23 protein-coding genes are annotated in these 21,735 nt (G+C 30.0%); 22 read left to right on the top strand and 1 reads right to left on the bottom strand.

Annotation, left to right across the window (positions count from 1 at the left end):
* Window positions 1-58: 58 nt before the first annotated feature.
* From CM240_RS08560 to CM240_RS08520, 9 genes are all read left to right on the top strand, one after another.
* A complete protein-coding gene (locus CM240_RS08560; protein WP_044038372.1) occupies window positions 59-409 on the top strand; it encodes a putative DNA-binding protein in 351 nt (116 codons plus the stop codon).
* A 10-nt stretch (window positions 410-419) separates the two neighbouring features.
* On the top strand, window positions 420-1,799 hold the full coding sequence (ffh, locus tag CM240_RS08555; RefSeq protein ID WP_044038370.1) for a signal recognition particle protein: 1,380 nt from the start codon (window positions 420-422) through the stop codon (window positions 1,797-1,799).
* Between the two features lie 35 nt (window positions 1,800-1,834).
* A complete protein-coding gene (gene rpsP, locus CM240_RS08550) occupies window positions 1,835-2,080 on the top strand; it encodes a 30S ribosomal protein S16 (protein ID WP_044038368.1) in 246 nt (81 codons plus the stop codon).
* A gap of 19 nt (window positions 2,081-2,099) precedes the next feature.
* Window positions 2,100-2,327 carry a KH domain-containing protein gene (locus CM240_RS08545; protein ID WP_044038366.1) on the top strand — a complete coding sequence of 76 codons (228 nt, stop codon included), beginning with the start codon at window positions 2,100-2,102 and terminating at the stop codon, window positions 2,325-2,327.
* 199 nt (window positions 2,328-2,526) lie between these two features.
* Window positions 2,527-3,018, top strand: coding sequence for a ribosome maturation factor RimM (rimM, locus tag CM240_RS08540; protein WP_044038364.1), 492 nt, complete (start codon window positions 2,527-2,529; stop codon window positions 3,016-3,018).
* The gene (gene trmD / locus CM240_RS08535; protein ID WP_084485399.1) at window positions 3,015-3,791 is read left to right on the top strand and encodes a tRNA (guanosine(37)-N1)-methyltransferase TrmD; all 777 of its coding nucleotides are present in this window, start codon (window positions 3,015-3,017) and stop codon (window positions 3,789-3,791) included. The genes rimM and trmD overlap by 4 nt, the downstream gene beginning before the upstream one ends.
* Before the next feature lie 359 nt (window positions 3,792-4,150).
* Complete coding sequence (gene rplS, locus CM240_RS08530; protein ID WP_044038362.1) at window positions 4,151-4,495, top strand: 50S ribosomal protein L19; 345 nt, start codon at window positions 4,151-4,153, stop codon at window positions 4,493-4,495.
* An 87-nt stretch (window positions 4,496-4,582) separates the two neighbouring features.
* Window positions 4,583-5,434 carry a ribosome biogenesis GTPase YlqF gene (ylqF, locus tag CM240_RS08525; protein WP_044038360.1) on the top strand — a complete coding sequence of 284 codons (852 nt, stop codon included), beginning with the start codon at window positions 4,583-4,585 and terminating at the stop codon, window positions 5,432-5,434.
* Window positions 5,434-6,207, top strand: a complete 774-nt coding sequence (locus CM240_RS08520) for a ribonuclease HII (RefSeq protein ID WP_044038358.1) — start codon at window positions 5,434-5,436, stop codon at window positions 6,205-6,207. Before ylqF ends, CM240_RS08520 begins: the two co-directional genes overlap by 1 nt.
* Window positions 6,208-6,715: 508 nt before the next feature.
* Here the strand turns inward: CM240_RS08520 and CM240_RS08515 are convergent.
* A complete protein-coding gene (locus CM240_RS08515; RefSeq protein WP_044038356.1) occupies window positions 6,716-7,087 on the bottom strand; it encodes a YraN family protein in 372 nt (123 codons plus the stop codon).
* Window positions 7,088-7,197: 110 nt separating this feature from the next.
* Between CM240_RS08515 and CM240_RS08510 the strand changes: the two genes are divergently transcribed.
* The 13 genes from CM240_RS08510 to CM240_RS08450 all read left to right on the top strand — a co-directional run bounded on the left by CM240_RS08510 (window position 7,198) and on the right by CM240_RS08450 (window position 21,093).
* Entirely contained in the window at window positions 7,198-8,691 is a 1,494-nt protein-coding gene (locus CM240_RS08510; protein WP_051483767.1) for a YifB family Mg chelatase-like AAA ATPase, read from the top strand.
* Window positions 8,688-9,749 (top strand): DNA-processing protein DprA, encoded by a 1,062-nt coding sequence (dprA, locus tag CM240_RS08505; protein ID WP_044038352.1) that lies wholly within the window; start codon window positions 8,688-8,690, stop codon window positions 9,747-9,749. Before CM240_RS08510 ends, dprA begins: the two co-directional genes overlap by 4 nt.
* 39 nt (window positions 9,750-9,788) lie before the next feature.
* A complete protein-coding gene (topA, locus tag CM240_RS08500; RefSeq protein ID WP_044038350.1) occupies window positions 9,789-11,879 on the top strand; it encodes a type I DNA topoisomerase in 2,091 nt (696 codons plus the stop codon).
* Window positions 11,880-12,002: 123 nt separating this feature from the next.
* Complete coding sequence (gene codY / locus CM240_RS08495) at window positions 12,003-12,779, top strand: GTP-sensing pleiotropic transcriptional regulator CodY (RefSeq protein ID WP_044038348.1); 777 nt, start codon at window positions 12,003-12,005, stop codon at window positions 12,777-12,779.
* A 220-nt stretch (window positions 12,780-12,999) separates the two neighbouring features.
* Window positions 13,000-13,701 (top strand): 30S ribosomal protein S2, encoded by a 702-nt coding sequence (gene rpsB / locus CM240_RS08490; RefSeq protein ID WP_044038346.1) that lies wholly within the window; start codon window positions 13,000-13,002, stop codon window positions 13,699-13,701.
* An 85-nt stretch (window positions 13,702-13,786) separates the two neighbouring features.
* Window positions 13,787-14,707 (top strand): translation elongation factor Ts, encoded by a 921-nt coding sequence (tsf, locus tag CM240_RS08485; RefSeq protein WP_044038344.1) that lies wholly within the window; start codon window positions 13,787-13,789, stop codon window positions 14,705-14,707.
* Window positions 14,708-14,776: 69 nt separating this feature from the next.
* Window positions 14,777-15,490, top strand: a complete 714-nt coding sequence (pyrH, locus tag CM240_RS08480; RefSeq protein WP_044038342.1) for a UMP kinase — start codon at window positions 14,777-14,779, stop codon at window positions 15,488-15,490.
* An 11-nt stretch (window positions 15,491-15,501) separates the two neighbouring features.
* Window positions 15,502-16,059: a ribosome recycling factor gene (gene frr / locus CM240_RS08475; RefSeq protein WP_044038340.1), complete on the top strand. Its 558-nt coding sequence runs from the start codon at window positions 15,502-15,504 to the stop codon at window positions 16,057-16,059.
* A gap of 103 nt (window positions 16,060-16,162) precedes the next feature.
* Window positions 16,163-16,927 carry an isoprenyl transferase gene (locus CM240_RS08470; RefSeq protein ID WP_044038338.1) on the top strand — a complete coding sequence of 255 codons (765 nt, stop codon included), beginning with the start codon at window positions 16,163-16,165 and terminating at the stop codon, window positions 16,925-16,927.
* 10 nt (window positions 16,928-16,937) lie between these two features.
* Window positions 16,938-17,729 carry a phosphatidate cytidylyltransferase gene (locus tag CM240_RS08465; RefSeq protein WP_044038336.1) on the top strand — a complete coding sequence of 264 codons (792 nt, stop codon included), beginning with the start codon at window positions 16,938-16,940 and terminating at the stop codon, window positions 17,727-17,729.
* 192 nt (window positions 17,730-17,921) lie between these two features.
* Window positions 17,922-18,902: an AI-2E family transporter gene (locus CM240_RS08460; RefSeq protein WP_051483766.1), complete on the top strand. Its 981-nt coding sequence runs from the start codon at window positions 17,922-17,924 to the stop codon at window positions 18,900-18,902.
* Window positions 18,902-20,053, top strand: coding sequence for a 1-deoxy-D-xylulose-5-phosphate reductoisomerase (locus tag CM240_RS08455; RefSeq protein ID WP_044038332.1), 1,152 nt, complete (start codon window positions 18,902-18,904; stop codon window positions 20,051-20,053). Before CM240_RS08460 ends, CM240_RS08455 begins: the two co-directional genes overlap by 1 nt.
* A gap of 11 nt (window positions 20,054-20,064) precedes the next feature.
* Complete coding sequence (locus CM240_RS08450; RefSeq protein ID WP_044038330.1) at window positions 20,065-21,093, top strand: M50 family metallopeptidase; 1,029 nt, start codon at window positions 20,065-20,067, stop codon at window positions 21,091-21,093.
* Window positions 21,094-21,735 lie beyond the last annotated feature (642 nt).

Genomic DNA, 21,735 nt, shown 5'->3' with positions numbered 1-21,735 from the left:
AGTAAAAATACTTGACACCTTTCAAAACATCTGTTATCATTGTCTACGGTGAGAGGTTATGGGAAACAGATTTGAAATTTCAATGCTACTTGATATATATGGTGAATTATTAACTGAGAAGCAAAGAGATATAATGAATTTATACTATAATGAAGATTATTCTTTAGCAGAAATTTCGGAAATAAATAATACCAGTAGACAAGCGATTCATGATAATATTAAAAGATGTAATAAGTTACTTAATACATATGAGGAAAAATTAAATCTTTTAAAATTACAAGAAGATATGAAGAAGCAAGATAAAGTTTTATTAAAAAAACTTGGCGAAATTAAAGAAATAAGCGATAATATAGATGTAAATAAAAAAATAAGTGATCTGATGAAAATCATTGTAGATCACGGGGTATAGGAGGTGTACCATGGCTTTTGAAGGATTAGGAGCAAAACTTCAGGAAACTTTCAAAAAATTAAAAGGTAAAGGAAAGTTAAGTGAAGCAGATATAAAGGAAGCTATGAAAGAAGTTAAAAGAGCTTTATTAGAAGCAGATGTTAACTTCAGGTTAGTTAAAGACTTCATAAAAACTGTAAGTGAGAAAGCAACAGGTTCAGAAGTAATGGAAAGTTTAACTCCTGGGCAAATGGTTGTAAAGATAGTTAACGATGAACTTACTAACTTAATGGGTGGTAATGAAGCAGAGTTAAATATAGAATCTGGTCTTTGTGTAGTAATGATGGCAGGACTTCAAGGGGCCGGTAAAACAACTATAAGTGGGAAACTAGCATTACATCTTAGAAAAAAGAATAAGAGACCTCTATTAGTAGCTTGTGACGTTTATAGACCAGCGGCAATAAAGCAATTAGAGGTAATAGGAAAACAAATAGATATTCCAGTGTTTTCTATGGGAGATAAAGTATCTCCGGTAGACATAGCAAAAGCAGGTGTAAACCATGCAAGAAAAGAAGGATTAAACGTAGTTATAATCGATACTGCTGGTAGACTTCAAATTGATGAAGAAATGATGGAGGAGCTTAAAGAAATTAAAGCTGCAGTTAAGCCATCAGAGATATTATTAGTAGTAGATGCTATGACTGGGCAAGAAGCTGTTAATGTAGCAAAGACCTTCGATGAAGCCTTAGATGTAGGTGGAGTTGTGTTAACGAAGCTAGATGGTGATACTAAAGGGGGAGCTGCGTTATCTATAAAAGCTATAACTGGTAAGCCTATTAAGCTTATTGGTGTAGGGGAAAAGATGAGCGATCTTGAAGTGTTCCATCCAGATAGAATGGCATCAAGAATTTTAGGAATGGGTGATGTACTTTCATTAATTGAGAAAGCTCAAGCTGCTATCGATGAAAAAGATGCAACTGAATTAGCTGAAAAAATGATGAAAGCGGAATTCACTTTAGAAGATTACTTAAAGTCCATGGAACAAATGAAGAAAATGGGTCCTATGAGTAAGATGTTAGAAATGATGCCAGGTATAGATAAAAATGCTATTGGTGACGATGCATTAGCTAAAGGTGAAAAAGAACTTAAAAAGATGGAATCAATTATTTATTCTATGACAGTTAAGGAAAGAAGAAATCCAGCTCTTGTAGAGAAAAATAACTCTAGAAAGAAAAGGATAGCTAATGGGTCAGGTGTAAGCATAACAGATGTAAATAAGCTTTTGAAACAATATGATATGATGAAAAAAATGATGAAACAAATGAAGGGTGGAAAAGGCTTATTTGGACAAATGATGAAAGGCAAAGGAAAAGGCCTAGGTAGCTTATTGGGTGGTAAATTACCATTTTAATATATAAATATACCTTTAAAGGAGGTGAAATAGACATGGCAGTAAAGATGAGATTAAAAAGAATGGGTGCACACAAAGCTCCTTTCTATAGAATAGTAGTAGCTGATTCAAGATCTCCAAGAGATGGAAGATTCATCGAAGAAGTAGGATACTACAACCCAACAACTGAACCAATGACAGTTAAAATCGATGCTGAAAAAGCTGAAAAGTGGATCAAAAATGGTGCACAACCAACAGATACAGTTAAGAAGCTTTTAACTAACGCTGGTATAGTTAAATAGTACTCCGGAGGTGTGTAGTATGAAAGAATTGCTAGAAACTATTGCTAAGTCTTTAGTTGACTACCCGGAATACATTGAAGTAAAAGAAATAGTAAAAGACGATGCCATAATTTTGGAACTTAAAGTTGCAGAAGAAGATATGGGTAAAGTCATAGGGAAACAAGGTAGGATTGCTAAGGCAATTCGAAATGTTGTGAAGGCAGCAGCTATGAAAGAAAATAAAAAAGTAGTTGTTGATATAGTATAATAATGAGGCTGGTGCACAATAAATGTGCTTCAGCCTTATTTAAATATGGAGAAAATTCACAATATTCAATTTCTAATTTATATTATTTTTCTTTGAGGAAACTTAAATTTAAAATATGATTATGAAATATCAATAGAGAATTGTGAATTAAATAAGCTGACTTTGAAAATTATAATCCTAAAAGGAGTTGAGATAAACTATGAAAGAAATATTTACAATTGGAAAGATATCTACTACTCATGGTGTCAAAGGTGAAGTTAAAGTTATTTCTTATAGTGAAGATATTAATAGATTTAAAGAACTTAAAGAAGTAATGATTGATGATAAAACTTATGAAGTAGAAAATGTTAAAATTCAACCTCAAAAGGTAATACTTAAATTAAAAGGTATTGATGATATGGATACAGCTATAAGATATAAGGAAAAGCTTATAAAAATCCATAGAAAAGATGCTATAGAATTACCGGAGGATAGATACTTTGTCTGTGATTTGATAGGATGTACATTAAAAAGTGAAAATGGAGATGAACATGGTAAGGTTAAGGATGTTATCTTTACAGGATCTAATGATGTATACTGGGCAAAGAAAAATGGAGAGGATTTTTTAGTGCCAGCTTTGGAAGGAATAGTTCTAGATATAAATATAGAAGATAAGACTATCTTAATTAGAGATTTGGAGTTTTGGATGTGAGAATAGATATTTTAACATTATTTCCAGAGGTATTTGATTTCTTTAATCATTCAATTTTAGGAAAGGCTAAAGAAAAGAATCTTTTAGAAATAAATGCTGTAAACATAAGAGATTATAGTTTAAATAAGCATAAGAAGGTTGATGATTACCCATATGGTGGTGGTGCTGGAATGGTTATGGCACCGCAACCTACTATTGACGCTATAAAGGCTGTTAAGAAAAATAATCCTGGAAAAGTTATATTCTTAGGACCTAGAGGTAAAACTTTCAACCAAGAAGAAGGAAAAAGATTAGCAAAGGAAGAAAATCTGATTTTCTTATGTGGTCATTATGAAGGCATAGATGAACGTATTTATAATTATATTGATGAAGAAATATCTTTAGGTGATTTTGTATTAACGGGAGGAGAAAGTGCTGCTATTCCTATTATAGATGCAATAGTAAGACTTGTCCCTGGAATACTTAAAAATGAAGAAAGTTATAAGGACGACTCATTTTACAATGGACTTTTAGAATACCCTCAGTATACTAGACCTATAGATTATGAAGGGGATAAGGTTCCGGATGTACTTATTAGCGGACATCATGAAAATATAAGGAAGTGGAGAAGACTACAATCACTTCTTATAACAAAAGAAAGAAGAAAAGATTTGTTTGATGAGGTAGAGCTTACAAAAGAAGATAAGAAGCTTTTAAAAGAACACTATTCAGTGCACAAGGCACAGTGCATAGTGCACAGTGAGAAAGAAGACTTTTCTTGTGATGAAAATTAATTGGAATCTTATTAGTGGATAGTAATATGAGAATGTGGTTTTTTCTAAAAAAACATTACAGTTCCGCGGACAGTAAAATTAATTTGAAAGCCAAGAAGTAATGAAAAACAGTATTAGAGTTTGGATAAAATCTTTTATTTGAACTTTTATAAGAAATATTGTTAGCGTGCTATAAAATTAAAAAATTCCGCAGGAATTTTCACCAAAATTGTGCACTGTGAACTGACGACTGTGCACTGAAAAAAGTTCTTGTCATATAAAATTAATTATGTTACAATGAGTTTTGTGCTAGTACGGGCGCTCCTCTGTGAGGTAAAACTCATTATGAACGTCAATTAAACATAAGGAGGAATGCACAAATGTTAGATATAATAAGAGAAATCGAAGCTGAACAAATTAGAACTGACTTAACAGAATTCAGAGTAGGGGATACTGTAAGACTTGATGTATTAATCAAAGAAGGTTCTAAAGAAAGAATTCAAGCTTTCGAAGGAACAGTAATTAAAAAACAAAATGGTGGATTAAGAGAAAACTTCACAGTAAGAAGAGTTACTTACGGTGTTGGAGTTGAAAGAACTTTCCCAATCAATTCACCAAACCTTGCAAAGATCACTGTTATCAGAAAAGGTAAGGTTAGAAGAGCTAAACTTAACTACTTAAGAGACAGAGTAGGTAAGGCTGCAAAAGTTAAGGAAAGAATCTAGTTTAAAAAATGGGACAGTATGTCCCATTTATTTTTATATATAGAAAAAATAAAGTATTAGCTATTACAAAGTAAAGGTTGTGATTAAATGAAAGCTATACACTGGTTTCCAGGACATATGGCAAAAACGAGAAGAGAAATATCAGAAAATTTGAAAATGGTAGATGCTATTATAGAATTAAGAGATGCTAGAATAGTAAATTCTTCTGCAAACCCTGAAATCGAAGCTATAACAAAAGGTAAGCCAAGAATAATACTTTTAAATAAAAGTGATTTAAGTGATCCTAAGACTAATAAGCAATGGATGAATAAGTTAAAAAAATCAGATATTGAAGTTCTTGAAGTTAATTGTTTAAATGGTCAAGGATTAAAGAATATAAAACCAACTTTAGAAAGAATTTTAAAAGATAAGCACGATAAAATGAAAGCTAAAGGTATGATAAATATAAAAACAAGGGTTATGGTAGTTGGTATTCCTAATGTAGGTAAATCTACATTCATTAATAAAATAGCAAATGCATCAATAACTAAAACTGGTGATAGACCAGGAGTTACAAAAAGTAAGCAATGGATAAGAACAAAGATAGGTATTGAACTTCTAGATACTCCGGGTATATTATGGCCTAAATTTGAGAATGAAGAAGTAGGATTAAAGTTAGCATTTACAGGGGCTATAAAAGATGAAATTATGGATATAGAAGGATTAGGATATAAATTAGTTGACGAATTGTCAAGAATTGCTCAAGAAGATCTTATGACAAGATATAAACTTACAGAATTAAGTGAAGATCCACTAGAAAATCTAGATGCTATAGGTAGAAAAAGAGGAATGATGATGTCCGGTGGTAGAATAGATTATAATCGTCTATGTGTAATGCTTTTAGATGAATTTAGAGGTGGAAAAATAGGAAAGATTTCATTAGAAAGGCCTGAAGTATAATGGATTTTAAAGGGTTATCATTAGCAGCTATAAAAGATAATTTCAAAGATTCTAATATAGAAGATATAAATGATGAAGTTATAGAGATTTTACTAAATGATGAAAGAAAAAATGTAAAGACATTTGGTAATACACTAAAGAATAAAAAAGATAAGCATAATGAAGCTTTAAAGAAAATGCACTTGATGTATAGTTTTGATTTATCATATGGAAAAGATTTAGTGATTTGTGGCGTAGACGAAGTAGGGAGGGGTCCATTAGCAGGCCCTATTGTTGGAGCGGCGGTTATTGTAGACTATACGAATAGAAATCTTTTAGGTGTTCGTGATTCTAAGAAGCTTACAGAAGAAAAAAGAGAAGAACTTAGCGAAATAATTAAGAAGGAAGCTATAGCTTATTGTATATATGAAATAAGTGAAAAAGATATTGATAGTAAGGGTATAGGATATTGTAATAATGAAGTTTTATTTAGATCATATAAAGGTTTAAATAAAAAAGTTGACCTAGTATTATCTGATGGATATCCGGTAAAATATATAGATACAGATAATAGATTTGTAGTAAAAGGTGATGATAAATCTATAGCTATAGCATGTGCATCAATTTTAGCAAAAGTATATAGAGATAACCTAATGAAGAAGTATAGTGAGAAATATCCTTATTATGGTTTTGAACATAATGCTGGATATGGAACAAAAGATCATATTGAAGGAATAAAACAGTATGGACCATGTGATATACATAGAAGATCATTTATAAAGAATTTTATATAGTATATCCTAGATATTAGGAAATAAATGATATTTAAATCTGAATATAATTATGAATAAATAACCTGTAGGTGTAGATAGAAATATCACAATCTGCGGGTTTTATTTTTTAGAGCACAGAAAGATTGTATCGAATTCACAATTCACAATTAGCAATTAATGTGGAAATTTCTACGGAATTTCTGAGATTATAAGTATCATGTCATTAGTTTATTATAAAGAGTTATTTCATATATTATAACGAGAGCATTATATAGTGTTACATAGGATTAATGAAAGTTGCACTTTCATATAGCTTTGAGTATATCTGCTTTGTATTAGAAAGTATGATTAAAGTTTATATTAGTATCTGTTGTAGTTAAGTGGTGGTGAAAGTTGTAATACATAAGCCATATGAAAATGTTAAAATTCGTTGCTTATCAACAACTACACTGGCTGTCCGCAGGACTATAATTTTTTCCCTTTAGGGAAAAATAACCTTAATTGTGCCTTGTCAATTGTGAATTGATTATTAGTTTATATAAAATGCATTTTCTATTAAGTTAATTTTATGTGTTGATTTTTCAAGGTCAAAATTAACTTCTACAACATCAAATCTGCAATTCATATCTAAATTAGGGTGTTTTAATAGATAATATTGTGCAGTTTTATATATTTTATTTTGTTTGGATATAGTTACTGCTTCCAAAGGTCTACCAAATTTATTGTTAAATCTACTTTTTACTTCTATAAAGCATAGAATGTTCTTATCTATGGCTATAAGGTCTATTTCACCTGTTTTTATTTTAAATTTTTCCTCTAAAATTTTATACCCTATAGATGTTAGATAATCTTTACATAGTTTCTCTCCGTAGTCCCCTATATCTTTATTACACTTTTTCATATTTATACCTCTAAGATTAAGAATAAAAATATTTTAGCATAGTAAAAAATATATAGCAATTTGATTATTAATATATATTTTGACAATACTTAATTAAAGAGGTGATATATGTGGTTAAAACTGCCGTATTGAATGGGATTAATGGTGAATTAGTTACAGTAGAAGTAGAGATACTAAGGGGCTTACCATCCTTTATTATAGTGGGACTGCCAGAACAATCTGTAAGAGAAGCAAAAGAAAGAGTTAGAAGTGCTATTATAAACAGTGGATTTCAATTTCCTTTAGGTAGAATAATAATTAATTTATCTCCAAGTAATATAAAAAAGGGTGGAACATTATTAGATTTGCCTATAGCGTTAGCTATTCTTAGTAAATCTAACCAAATATCTAAAAGAAATATACATAAATTCTTAGCTTTTGGAGAATTATCTCTAACTGGCGAGATAAGAGAAGTATCGGGAGCTTTATCAATAGTAACAAGTGGTGTAAAAAGTGGAATATATAAATTTATCGTTCCTAATAAAAATTGTGGAGAGGCATCTCTAGTAGAGAAAACGGAAATTTTTGGATTTTCAACTTTAAGGGAAGTAACAGATTTTATATATATGAATAATAAAGAGCCTTTTAAAGAAGAAATTTTTTATGAAGATTCAGTATATAACATGGATTTTAGTGAAATAGAAAATGGAGAATCTATTATAAGGGCAATAGAAATTGCTATAGGAGGAAAACATAATTTTTTACTTTGGGGAGCACCGGGAAGTGGAAAGACAATGGTTGCAGAAAGAATAAAAACAGTTCTTCCTGAGCTTACCTATGAAGAAGCTTTAGAAGTGACAAGAATACATTCTTCTTTAAGTGGTGTATCAGGAATAAAGAAAGATCCACCGTTTAGAGGCCCCCATAGTACTGCAACTCTAACATCAATAATTGGTGGAACAAGCAAAAATGTACCAGGAGAAGTTACATTAGCTCATAACGGAGTGTTATACTTTGATGAGTTACTAGAATTTAGTCCAAAGGTTATAGAGGCGTTAAGGATACCGTTAGAGTCTAAAAAGGTTGTTTTAACTAGAGGAGCTAACAGAACAGAGATGCCAAGTGATTTTATATTTGTAGCATCTATGAATCCGTGTCCCTGTGGCTTTTTCAATACTGGAGAAAGAATGTGTACTTGTGGAGAAGCAGAAATAAAGCGATATTTACACAAGATATCAGGTCCTATATTAGATAGAATGGATATGTTTATACAATGTAGGAATAAGTCGGGAATTAAAAGCAGTTATAGAAAGAGTTCTGAGGAGATAAAAGAGAAAATTAAGGAGATAAGAGATATACAAGAGGAAAGGAAGAATAATTTAAGATTTAAAAAAGATTCAAATAATAATAGTGATGATTTGATAGAAATTTGCAGGCTATCGTCGGAATTAGAGGCGTTCTTGAATAACTTTGCTATGGATAAAGATATATCCTATAGAGGTAAAAATAAGATACTAAAATTAGCTAGAACTATTAGTGATTATAAAAGAAAAATGGATGTTGGTAAGGATGAGTTAATAGAAGCTATTAATTATAGAAGATTTATTAGTGGAGATGTTATATGAATAATGATGATTTATATAAGGTGTGGTTTGCATCTTTAAATATGAAATATGAATTTAAAAGAAGGTTATTAGAGAATTTAGAAAGTGAAGAAGCTGTTTATATGCATTTATTAGGGGACGATAATTATATAGGAATAGCTACTAGATCTTATAATTCAGCTAAAGAACATATGGATTTAGAGAAACATAAGGAAACGCTAAAAAAGATGGATAAAATAGGGGCTAAAATAATATCTTGTTATGAAAAAGATTTTCCACAGCAACTTAATAATTTTAAAGATAGTCCAAGTAATTTATTTTATATAGGAGATATATCAAATATTAATAATACAAGTGCATCTATTGTAGGATCTAGAAAAAATAGTGATTATGGAAGGAGGGTAACTGGTGAGATTGTAGATGAATTAGTTAAATCGGGGATAAATATAGTAAGTGGATTAGCTACAGGAATAGATGAATTAGCACACAGATATGCAATTAAATTTGGTGGATATACTGTAGGAGTTATAGGTTGTGGAATAGATAAAATTTATCCTGTTAGTAATGAATACTTATATAAAGCTCTTTATAAAAAAGGTTTGGTAATATCTGAATTTTATCCAGGAACACCTCCATTAAAATTCAACTTTCCAGCAAGAAATAAGGTAATAGCAAGAATAAGTGATGGAATAATTGTTATAGAAGCTGCAGAGAAAAGTGGTAGTTTAATAACAGTTACACATGGATTAGATAGTGGAAGAGAAATTATTGCAGTACCTAATCCAATAACATCTAATAATAGTAGGGGTGTAAATAGACTTATATATGATGGTGCAATACCTTATGTAGATAGAAATACATTAAAAGATGTTTTTTGTATAGATAATAAAAAAATGTTAAGATTAACTAATGTAGAAGAAAGAATTTTAGGCGTACTTAGCAATAATCCGATGCATATAGATGATTTAACAAGTATTGTTAAGGTTGACATCCCAGGAATATATAATGTATTATTTGAATTGCAAGCAAAAAAACTTGTAACAGTAATTGGAAATAGTTATTATATAAAGAATAATTAATAAATTAAATAAAAGTGATGAATGTCTGGAGGGGAGTTTATGGGTAGCAACTTAGTTATAGTTGAGTCTCCTGCAAAAGCTAAGACTATAAAAAAGTATTTAGGAGCTAATTATATTGTTGAAGCCTCAATGGGTCATGTTAGAGATTTGCCAAAAAGTCAATTAGGAGTAGATGTAGAAAATAACTATGAGCCTAAGTATATTACAATACGAGGAAAAGGGGAATTGTTGGATAAACTTAGAAAGTTAGCGAAAAAAAGCGATAGAGTATATCTTGCAACTGACCCCGATCGTGAAGGAGAGGCAATTTCATGGCATTTAAGTAATATTTTGAAGCTTTCAGAGGATGATGATTGTAGAATAGTTTTTAATGAAATAACGAAGACTGCCATAAAAAAGGCAATAAAAGAACCAAGAAAAGTTAATATGAATTTAGTTGATGCTCAACAAGCAAGAAGAGTATTAGATAGATTAGTAGGTTATGAAATTAGTCCTATTTTATGGAGAAAGGTAAAATGGGGACTTTCAGCAGGAAGGGTTCAATCTGTTGCACTTAAAATAATATGCGATAGGGAAGTAGAAATTGAGAATTTTAAAGAAGAAGAATACTGGACAATAGAAGCTGAATTATACAAAGTTGGAAATAAAAAGAGCCCATTGCAAGTTAAATTATCAAATTACAATGGTAAAAAAATAGAATTAAAATGTAAAGAAGATGTAGATAAAATAATATCAACAGTTAGTAATGATGAATTTAATGTAAAAACAGTTAAAAAGTCTAAGAAAAACAAAAATCCATTACCACCGTTTACTACATCTACATTACAACAAGATGCATATAAGAAATTAAATTTTTCTACAAAGAAGACTATGTCAGTAGCACAACAATTATATGAAGGTATAGATATAAAAGGTCATGGTACAGTAGCTCTTATAACTTATATGAGAACAGATTCTGTAAGAATCTCAGATGAAGCCCAAGCAGCAGCTTTATCTTTTATAGAAGAGAGTTATGGAAAAGAATATATTCCTAAAGAAAAGAGAGTTTATAAAGGAAAGAAAAATTCTCAAGATGCTCATGAAGCAATAAGACCTACTTATATTGATGCAACACTTACACCAGAAAAATTAAAAGGTCAGTTAAAGCCAGAACAATATAAGTTATATAACTTAATTTGGAGTAGATTTATGGCATCACAAATGGCTTCATGTATAATGGATAGTATATCTATAGTAATTGATAATAATGGATATCAATTTAGAGCTAGTGGATCTACAATAAATTTTGATGGATTTATGAAGTTATATACTTATAGTACAGAAAGTGAAGCTGAGAGTGTTAAAATTCCAGAGATAGAAGAAGGAGATGTTCTTAAGTCAAAATCAATAGATGGAAAGCAACATTTTACTACACCACCTCCAAGATTTTCAGAAGCTAGTTTAGTTAAAACACTTGAGGAAAATGGTATAGGTAGACCGAGTACTTATTCACCAATAATATCTACATTATTGGATAGAAAGTATGTTGAGAGAGAAAAAAAGACATTAATTCCTACAGAGCTTGGAAATATAGTTAACTCAATAATGGAGCAATATTTTCAAAGAGTAGTGGATGCTGAATTTACAGCTCATATGGAAGAAAAGCTAGATAATGTCGAAGAAGGAACTATGGAGTGGAAAAAGATTGTAGAAGAATTCTTTACTCCGTTAAAAGTAGATATTGAGAAAGCTGAAAAAGAACTTAGTAAAATTACAATAGAAGACAAAGTATCAGATGTAATATGTGATAAGTGTGGAAGAAATATGGTTATTAAATCAGGAAGATTTGGAGAGTTTTTAGCATGTCCAGGATATCCTGAATGTAAAAATACAAAAGCTATTGTAGAAGAAATTGATGTACCATGTCCTAAGTGTGGTAAAAAGATTGTTGCAAAGAAAAGTAAAAAAGGACGTAAATTTTATGGATGTTCCGGATATCCAGATTGTGATTTTGTAAGCTGGTTTGAGCCAAGTGAAAAGAAATGTTCTAAATGTGGTGGAAACATGGTTAAGAAATATTCAAAATCTAAAGGGAATTATCTACAATGTACTAACGAAGAATGTAAAAATATAGAGGAACAGCCTGTTTAAAACTCCATTATCTTGTTTATCAAAGGCTTGTATGATATAATTATAAGATAAAATAATCGAAATATTTGTAAAATTATAATATTTATCATACTATTATTTTAATATTAAGATAGGAGGAGAATTATGGGTTCGCTATTAACTAAAACTAGAAAGTTAAATAGAATTCTTCAAAAAACAGGAACTGACCCCGTTGAATTTAATGAGATTTGTGAACTGTTAAGTGAAGTTTTAGAATGTAATGTTTATATAATAAGCAGAAAAGGAAAAATATTAGGAAGTCATTTATCTTGCGATTTTGATTGTAATATTGTAAAAGACAAAATTTTACAAGAAAATAAATTTTCTGATTTATATAATGAAAAATTATTAGCTATAAATGAAACTAAAGCAAATGTTGAAAATAAAGGTATGTGTGTTTATGATGAATCAGAAAATTGTAAATTTGAGAAGAAGTTAACAACAATAGTTCCTATAATAGGAAATAGAGAAAGATTAGGAACTTTATTATTAGCTAGATTTGGAAAAGATTTTACAGATGATGATTTAGTTATATGTGAATATTCTGCTACAATAGTAGGATTAGAAATGTTAAGAGCAAAAGCCTTTGAAATAGAAGATGAGGCAAGAAAAAAGGCAGTAGTTCAATTAGCTATAGGAACATTATCATATTCTGAATTAGAAGCAATTGAACATATATTTAATGAATTAGATGGTGATGAAGGATTATTAGTAGCATCTAAGATTGCAGATAAGGTTGGAATAACTAGATCAGTAATAGTTAATGCACTTAGAAAATTTGAAAGTGCAGGTGTAATAGAATCAAGATCATTAGGTATGAAGGGGACTCATATTAAGATATTAAATGATAAATTAATAGATGAATTAAAAAAGATTAGATAATGTTAAAAAGTGATATACACCTTAAAAGTAATAGACAAATATATCTATTATTTTGAGGTGTATTTTTATATTAAATTATAAAAATATTTATTGCGTATGGAAATACTATATGATATACTACTGTAGAATAAAATACACACATTATGCATTGTAAAATTGGTGCCTACAAGGTTTATTTTACAAAAGATGCATGATGGAGGAATAACCAGGAGGTAAAGAAATGGCAGTAATTTCAATGAAACAATTATTAGAAGCAGGTGTACACTTTGGACACCAAACTAGAAGATGGAACCCTAAGATGGCTGAATACATCTTCACAGAAAGAAATGGTATATATATCATCGACTTACAAAAAACAGTTAAAAAGGTTGATGAAGCATATAACTTCATAAGAAGTGTTGCAGAAGAAGGAAAAGACGTTTTATTTGTAGGTACAAAGAAACAAGCTCAAGAAGCTATAAGTGAAGAAGCTATAAGATCAGGTATGCATTTTGTAAACCACAGATGGTTAGGTGGTATGCTTACTAACTTCAAAACTATAAAGACAAGAATCGCAAGATTAGCTGAATTAAAAGAAATGCAAGAAAATGGTATTTTTGATGTTTTACCTAAAAAAGAAGTTATTAAGTTAAACAACGAAATGGAAAAATTAGAAAAGAACTTAGGCGGAATTAAAGAATTAGTTCAAGAAAGAGTTGGAGCTTTATTCGTTGTTGACCCAAGAAAAGAAAAGAATGCTATATCTGAAGCTAAAATTTTAGGTATTCCAGTAGTAGCTATCGTTGATACTAACTGTGATCCAGATGAAGTTGATTATGTAATTCCAGGTAATGATGATGCTATAAGAGCGGTTAAATTAATAACTGCAAAAATGGCTGATGCTATTATCGAAGGAAGACAAGGTGAACAATTAGCTGAATAATATAAGCTAACTGCTAAATAATAAATTTAAGGTAAAGAGAGAGAATCCTTTACCTTAATATTCATGAAAGAGAGGGAATTTATTTATGGCAATCTCTGCAAGTATGGTAAAAGAATTAAGAGAAAGCACTGGAGCAGGAATGATGGATTGTAAGAAGGCTTTAACACAAGCTAACGGAGATCTTGAAAAGGCTGTTGAAATATTAAGAGAAAAAGGATTAGCTGCAGCAGCTAAAAAAGCTGGAAGAATCGCAGCAGAAGGTGCAGTAGTAGCTTTCGTTAACGAAGATAGCAAAGTTGCATCATTAGTTGAAGTAAACTGTGAAACAGATTTCGTTGCAGCTAATGAAGAATTCTTAGGATTTGCTAATAAAGTAGCTGAAATTGCTGCAAATAGCAATGCTACAACTGTAGAAGAGTTATCAGCTGAAAAATGTGATGGTGAATCTACTATAGATGAAGTTAGAACAGCTTTAGTTGCAAAACTAGGCGAAAACATGACAGTAAGAAGATTTGTTAGATTTTCAGTAGAAAATGGAGCTATTCAAAGCTACATTCACGCTGCTGGAAAAATCGGAGTATTAGTTCAATTAGGTTGTGAAAATAATAGTCCAGTATTATTAGAAGTTGCTAAGGATGTAGCAATGCACATTGCTGCTGTTAACCCATTATTCTTAGATTCTTCTGCTGTTGATGCTGAAACTTTAGAAAAAGAAAGAGAAATATATAGAGTTCAAGCTCAAAACGAAGGTAAACCAGCTAACATAGTTGAAAAGATGGTTGAAGGTAGAGTTAAAAAGTACTTAAAAGAAGTTTGTTTAGTAGAACAAGTTTTTGTTAAGAACCCTGACTTTACAATCACTAAGTACTTAGAAGAAAAGAGCAAAGAAGTTGGAGCTACTATAACAATTGAAAAATTCGCTAGATTCGAAAGAGGCGAAGGTATAGAAAAGAAAGAAGAAAACTTTGCTGAAGAAGTTCAAAGACAAATGAACGCTGGTAAGTAGTAAAGCATAAAGAGAACACCCAGTGTTCTCTTTTTTTAAGATGTTATTATTCTTTTAGGAGGAAGTTTTGTGGAGACTATAAAATATAAAAGAGTTATGTTAAAGCTTTCAGGTGAAGCTTTAGCCGGGGAAAATGGCTTTGGAATTGATTTCGAGGTTACTAATAGAATAGCAAAAGAAATAAAAGAATTAGTAGATATGGGTGTAGAAGTTGGTGCCGTTGTAGGTGGCGGAAACATATGGAGAGGTAGAGAAGGCGGAGATATGGATAGAACTACTGCAGACTATATGGGAATGCTAGCTACTTGTGTTAATGCATTAGCTCTACAAGATTCCTTAGAAAGAATAGGGGTTCATACAAGAGTTCAAACTGCTATTGAAATGAGACAATTAGCAGAGCCATATATAAGAAGAAAGGCTATGAGACACTTAGAAAAGGGAAGAGTTGTTATATTTGGATCTGGAACAGGGAACCCATATTTCTCAACTGATACTGCAGCTTCATTAAGAGCAGCAGAAATTGAAGCAGAAGCTATACTTCTTGCAAAAAAAGTTGATGGAGTATATGATAAGGATCCACACAAATTTGAAGATGCTACTAAATTTGAGAAATTATCCTTCATAGAAGTATTACAAAAAGGATTACAAGTTATGGATTCTACTGCTTCTTCTTTATGTATGGACAATGATATTCCTATTATTGTTTTCAGTCTAGATCAGCCAGGAAACATAAAGAGAGCTATATTAGGAGAAAATATTGGTACAATAGTATCAAATGATTAGGAGTGAATTGTATGGTTAAGGATATTATTGCTGTTGCAGAAGAAAAAATGCAGAAAACTGTTAGTGTTTTAAAACAAGATTTACTTACTTTAAAAGCAGGAAGGGCAAACCCAACTATGCTTGACAGAATACAAATGGAGTATTATGGTTCAATGACACCTATAAATCAAGTTGCTAATATATCAGCACCAGAACCAAGAATGCTACTTATAACTCCATGGGATAAGAGTTCTCTAAAGGATATTGAAAGAGCAATATTAACATCTGATTTAGGACTTAATCCTAATAATGATGGATCTGTTATTAGATTAATGATTCCAGAATTAACTGAAGAAACTAGAAGAGATTTAGTTAAAAAAGTTAAAAAGTATGGAGAAGAGTCGAAGGTAGCTATAAGATCAGTAAGAAGAGATGCTAATGATAAGGTTAAGGCATTAAAGAAAGATAATGCTATAACTGAAGATGAATTAAAATCAGCAGAAGATTTAATTCAAAAGAAGACTGATGTATATGTTAAAGAAATTGAATCCATCATAGATGCAAAAGAAAAAGAAGTTATGAAGGTATAAGATAATTTATTTTATGAGACATTAAGCTTAGGTGAGCAAGTAAGTTTCATCTAAGCTTAATTTTTATTAGATATTTATTAAGCTTAGGTGAGTGGGTGGATGAATGTTTAAGTTATTTACTAAAAAAAATACCATTAGCAAAATTGAAGAAAAGCAATTAGATATGAGCAATATTCCTAAACATATAGCTATAATTATGGATGGGAATGGAAGATGGGCTAAAGAAAGAAATATGCCAAGGACTTATGGTCATAAGGCAGGAGTTGAAACAATAAGAGAAATCGTAAAAGAATGTAGCGAACTAGGAGTTAAGTATTTAACACTATACGCTTTTTCTACTGAAAATTGGGCTAGACCTAAAGAAGAAGTAGATACTTTAATGAAACTATTGGTTCAATATCTTAGAAATGAATTTGAAGAATTAAATAAAAATAATGTAGTAATAAACTCTATAGGAGATATATCAAAATTACCAAAGGTTTGTCATGAAGAATTAAACAAAGCCTATGAGAAAACAAAAAATAATACAGGACTTACACTAAATTTAGCGTTAAATTATGGTGGAAGAGTTGAAATAGTTAATTCAGTTAAGGAAATTGCAAAATTAGTAGAAGAGAATAAAATAAAAGTTGATGATATAGATGAAAAAATGATAGAAAAATATTTATATACATCAGGTATGCCTGATCCAGACATAATAATAAGACCAAGTGGAGAACAAAGATTATCTAATTTCTTATTATGGCAATGTGCTTATTCTGAATTTTGGTACTCTGATGTTAAATGGCCTGACTTTACAAAACAAAATCTTGTAGAAGCTATCTTTGATTATCAAAATCGAGATAGAAGATTTGGAAAGGTTAAATAGGTGAAATTTTATGAATAATAGATATTTAGGTGCACTTATATTAGCGCCGATAGTAATATTTTTATTTTTAGGTGGAGAGCCTTTAAAATATTTATTATTAGTAGCCTCAGTTATGGGACTTTATGAATTTTATTCAGTTGTAGAGAAGAGAGAAATTAAACCATTTAAAATTGTTGGTTATATAGCTACTATTGTATACTATTTATTATTAAACAATATAGAATTTGAACAAGTTGCAATTATATTATTTTTAGTTACTATGGTTTTAATGTGTATACCAGCAATAAAGCCAGAGTACAATTATATTGATGTAGCAGTAACTATTTTAGGTTTTATTTATGTATCAGTATTTTTCTCATTTATAAGTAAGATAAGCTATAAAGAAGGTGGTAGATTCTTATTATGGCTTGTATTCTTAGCATCTTGGGGATGTGATACTCTTGCTTACTATAGTGGAAGATTATTTGGAAAGCATAAATTATGTCCAAAGGTAAGTCCAAAGAAAACAATAGAAGGATCTATTGGAGGACTTTTAGGAGCAGTAATTTTTTGCTTAGTATTTGGAATTATTATAAAAAGTCATGTGAATATACAACTATATCATTATGTTATTATGGCTGCAATAGCAGGAGTATTTTCACAATTTGGTGATTTAGCGGCATCAAGTATAAAGAGATATTCAGAAGTTAAAGATTATTCTCATTTGATACCAGGACATGGTGGAATATTAGATAGATTTGATTCTATTTTATTTTCAGCAGTAGTAATATTTTATTATTTAACATACATAATAGGTATATAAAATTAATTAATAGGCTGTTGCACGAAGAGTGTGGCAGCTTTTTTCAGTAAGTTTGATAGAAGAAAAAGCAGGGCACAAGTATGATGGCACAAGGCACAGGGAGATGTCAGTGCACTGTTTTAAATAAATATATCTAAATTTATAACTTAACTAATATATATATAATGATAGTATTTCATTATGGGGGTATTAGTGAAATTAGTAAAAGATGAAATAAAGGTTATTGGAATAATTGTATTAATTATATGTATATTTACTCTATTGCTAAAAATGTATTTTCCACCAGCAATTTTTATATTATGTTTATTATTTCTATCATTATCGCTAAATAGCAAATTAAATAGTTTTACAATGATGTCAAGAAGTATAAATGCGATATTGACGTTATTTATAGTAAATATATCAATAGTTATGATAATAGTTATGATTTCGTATTTTATTGCAGGAGAATTTTATTCTTTTGTACAAAATAAGGATGCAATTTTAGAAATTAAAGCCATAGGAGATAAAGTTTTTGCTCTAACAAGTATCGATATAAGAGATATGGGCAAATTTATAACTAGTCTATACAATGAGTTTCTAAATGTAATGGTAGTAACGAAGGGAATAAAGTATACTTCTGAATTTTTATTATCATACTTTATAGCTAATATTACTGTGTACTTTATTTTAAAGGATAAATATGCTATATTAAAAATTGCAAAGAAATTAGTTCCAAGTAATATTTTTGAGGATGTTTTAGATATAGTTTTAAAAATATATTCTATAATAACTATACAAATAAAGTTAGTATTATTAACTACAATAATAACAATAATTAGTTTCTATATATTAGGTATTAATAATGCTGTGGTGTTTGGAGTTATATGTGGTATATTAGATATATTACCTTATATAGGTACATTTATAGTTTTCTTATTTTTAATTTCCAAGGAAATAATGATGGGAAAAACCTTTGTTGTAATTGGTCTAATTTTTGTGTACATATTATTAGAAATTATTAGGCAGATATTAGAAGCGAAATTTATTAGCGATATTTTATCTATACATCCTTTATCGATAATAATATCTATATATATTGGATTTAATATTTTTGGTGCATTAGGTTTGTTTATAGGTCCATTATGTATAGTAGTAGCAAAAGAAATATATGAAAAAGAGGTAAAAATATAATGAAAAACATATGTATATTGGGGGTTACTGGGTCAATTGGTACTCAGGCTTTAGAAGTTATAAGAGATAACAGAGAAGAGTTTAACTTATTAGGTATATCAGCTAATACTAGTGTAAAAAAGGTTATTGAAATAATAAAAGAGTTTAATCCTAAGATTGTAGCAATGTATACGAAAGAAGCTTTTGAAGAAGTTAAGAATTTTTGTGTTGAATATGACAAGTCTATAGAAGTAGCATACGGAATAGAAGGACTTATAAAAGTAGCTACAATAGATGAAAGTGACATAATTTTGACATCAGTAGTTGGTATGATAGGATTAGTGCCAACATTAGAAGCTATAAAAAAAGGAAAAACTATAGCACTAGCCAATAAAGAAACTCTAGTTGTTGGTGGTGAGATAGTTATGGAGGAAGCTAAAAAGTATAATGCTAAAATAATACCTGTAGACTCAGAACATAATGCTATTTTTCAATGTCTTAATGGAGAAGATAAAAAAGCTGTAAGAAGCATTATTGTTACTGCATCAGGAGGACCTTTTAGAGGTAAAAAAAGAGAGGATTTAATTAATGTAACTAAAAATGAAGCATTAAAACATCCTAAGTGGTCTATGGGGGCGAAGATTTCTATAGATTCAGCTACACTGATGAATAAGGGATTAGAAGTTATAGAAGCGAAATGGCTCTTTGATATGCCGATGGATAAAATTAAGGTAGCAGTACATCCACAAAGTATAGTTCATTCTATGGTAGAGTATGTTGATGGTAGTATATTGGCAGAAATGGCTAGTACAGATATGAAGTTACCTATCCATTATGCTTTTACTTATCCTAATAGAGTGAAAGGATCTACAGAATACTTAAATTTATTTAAGTATAATACCTTAACTTTTGAAGAACCAGATATGGAGACTTTTAAGAACTTAGCATTAGCATATGAGATAGGAAAAAAGGGAGGAAATGCTCCTACTATTTTAAATGCTGCTAATGAAGTAGCAGTAGATTTATTCCTAAAAGATAAAATTAAGTTTCTTCAAATTACAGATCTTATAGAAGATGCTTTAAATACTATAGAGTTTACTTCTAAAGTAACTATAGATAATATATTAGAAACTGAGAGAAAAGTTAGAGAATACTTATTAAGTACATATTAAGGGGTGATTTTTTGGTAGTATTAAATATATTAAAAGCTATGTTAGCATTCTGCTTTTTGATTCTTATTCATGAAGCAGGTCATTTAGTTGCAGCAAAGCTTGTTGGAGTAAGAGTAGAGAAATTTTCTATTTTCTTTGGTAGACCTCTTTTTACCAAGGTTATGGGCGGAACAGAATATTCAATAGGTTGGATACCAATGGGTGGTTATGTCCAATTGTATGGAATGAATGATGAGATAGATGAAAAAGATTCACATTTTACTAAGCATCCTTGGAAGAAGATTTTTATAGCCGTTGCAGGGCCGTTTATGAACCTAGTAACAGCATTATTATTGTTGACTGTTGTAACATTTAATATTGGAGGATATCCTTCTTTAGAAATTAACGGTTTTTCAGAAACTTCACCAGCAAAAGAAGCAGGTGTTTTATCAGGAGATACTATAACAAAAATTAATGGAACTAGTATAAAAATATATGAAGATTTACAAGATCAGCTTTCTAAAAATAATGGGGAAGATATAAATATTGAGGTAAAGCGTGGTGATGAAGTTAAAGAGTTTACTATAAAACCTACTTTTGATAAAGACCAAGATAAATATATCATGGGAATTACATTTAAGACTGCAAGAAACTTAACTGTAGGAGAAAGTTTCACAAGGGCTGGAAATCAAATGATATCATTTACTAAACTTACTTTTAAAACAATTGGAAATTTAGTAACTGGTCATGGAAATTTCAAAACTGATCTTGGTGGGCCAGTTACAATAGTAAGACTTAGTGTAGAATCAGCACAAGCAGGGTGGATAAATTTATTATATTTAGTAGCAGTAATAAGTCTTCAACTAGCAATATTTAATCTTATTCCATTTCCTGCATTAGATGGTGGTAGCACAACAATATACTTAATAGAGCTTATAACAGGTAAGAGATTTAGAATTGAAACTATACAGAAGATAACCAGTGTTGGATTTGCAATTCTCATGGGGCTCATGTTACTAGTTACAATAAAAGATATATTTTTTCCTGTAAGTTTACAATAATATAGAAACAGGATGAATAGAGGCTGTCGCAGAGAGAATGTGGCAGCTTTTTTAGTGCGTAGATTCAGTGCACAGTGCACAGTGAAGGAGGAAATTCCTGCGGAATTTCTTGAATTGTAAGTGCTTAAGTTAGGGGTGTAGATTAGACTAGTTTTCTTAAGTTAGTTACATTTGCTAGAGGGGACATTACAGGGGGCTAATGAAGGTTGCACCTTCATGTAGCTGATAGATTAATATTTGTAATCATATATATGGTTATGTTGATATTAATATCTGTTATAGTTAAGTGGTGGTAATTTTAATGAGGTGATTACATAGGACAAGTATTTTTATAGTATCGTATCAAAAAACAACACTTAATTATAATAGTTATATATACGTGTAAAACACATAAATATATTGCCATAATGAAAGTTGCACTTTCATGAAGATTGGATTAAAGTTTCTGAATCTATAGTAAATATGAAAATACTTTGCTGTCCGCAGGACTATAATATTTTTCCCACAGGGGAAAATTAACAACAATTGCAAATTGTGAATTGGGAATTGTGAATTATATTATGATTTGAATTTATAGTAAATAAACTATATAATTTTATATACAATTGATTTTAAAATAAAAATAATTAATATAAAGGTGAA

It is taken from the genome of Clostridium bornimense, assembly GCF_000577895.1.
Lineage (GTDB): Bacteria > Bacillota > Clostridia > Clostridiales > Clostridiaceae > Clostridium_AN > Clostridium_AN bornimense.
Note: the sequence above shows the minus strand (reverse complement) of the source record. Positions and strands in the feature narration are given on the sequence as shown.

Coding starts and splice junctions, on each gene's coding strand:
- CM240_RS08560 (WP_044038372.1), top strand. CDS start 59: ATGGGAAACAGATTTGAAATTTCAATGCTACTTGATATATATGGTGAA.
- ffh (WP_044038370.1), top strand. CDS start 420: ATGGCTTTTGAAGGATTAGGAGCAAAACTTCAGGAAACTTTCAAAAAA.
- rpsP (WP_044038368.1), top strand. CDS start 1,835: ATGGCAGTAAAGATGAGATTAAAAAGAATGGGTGCACACAAAGCTCCT.
- CM240_RS08545 (WP_044038366.1), top strand. CDS start 2,100: ATGAAAGAATTGCTAGAAACTATTGCTAAGTCTTTAGTTGACTACCCG.
- rimM (WP_044038364.1), top strand. CDS start 2,527: ATGAAAGAAATATTTACAATTGGAAAGATATCTACTACTCATGGTGTC.
- rplS (WP_044038362.1), top strand. CDS start 4,151: ATGTTAGATATAATAAGAGAAATCGAAGCTGAACAAATTAGAACTGAC.
- ylqF (WP_044038360.1), top strand. CDS start 4,583: ATGAAAGCTATACACTGGTTTCCAGGACATATGGCAAAAACGAGAAGA.
- CM240_RS08520 (WP_044038358.1), top strand. CDS start 5,434: ATGGATTTTAAAGGGTTATCATTAGCAGCTATAAAAGATAATTTCAAA.
- CM240_RS08515 (WP_044038356.1), bottom strand. CDS start 7,087: ATGAAAAAGTGTAATAAAGATATAGGGGACTACGGAGAGAAACTATGT.
- dprA (WP_044038352.1), top strand. CDS start 8,688: ATGAATAATGATGATTTATATAAGGTGTGGTTTGCATCTTTAAATATG.
- topA (WP_044038350.1), top strand. CDS start 9,789: ATGGGTAGCAACTTAGTTATAGTTGAGTCTCCTGCAAAAGCTAAGACT.
- codY (WP_044038348.1), top strand. CDS start 12,003: ATGGGTTCGCTATTAACTAAAACTAGAAAGTTAAATAGAATTCTTCAA.
- rpsB (WP_044038346.1), top strand. CDS start 13,000: ATGGCAGTAATTTCAATGAAACAATTATTAGAAGCAGGTGTACACTTT.
- tsf (WP_044038344.1), top strand. CDS start 13,787: ATGGCAATCTCTGCAAGTATGGTAAAAGAATTAAGAGAAAGCACTGGA.
- frr (WP_044038340.1), top strand. CDS start 15,502: ATGGTTAAGGATATTATTGCTGTTGCAGAAGAAAAAATGCAGAAAACT.
- CM240_RS08470 (WP_044038338.1), top strand. CDS start 16,163: ATGTTTAAGTTATTTACTAAAAAAAATACCATTAGCAAAATTGAAGAA.
- CM240_RS08465 (WP_044038336.1), top strand. CDS start 16,938: ATGAATAATAGATATTTAGGTGCACTTATATTAGCGCCGATAGTAATA.
- CM240_RS08455 (WP_044038332.1), top strand. CDS start 18,902: ATGAAAAACATATGTATATTGGGGGTTACTGGGTCAATTGGTACTCAG.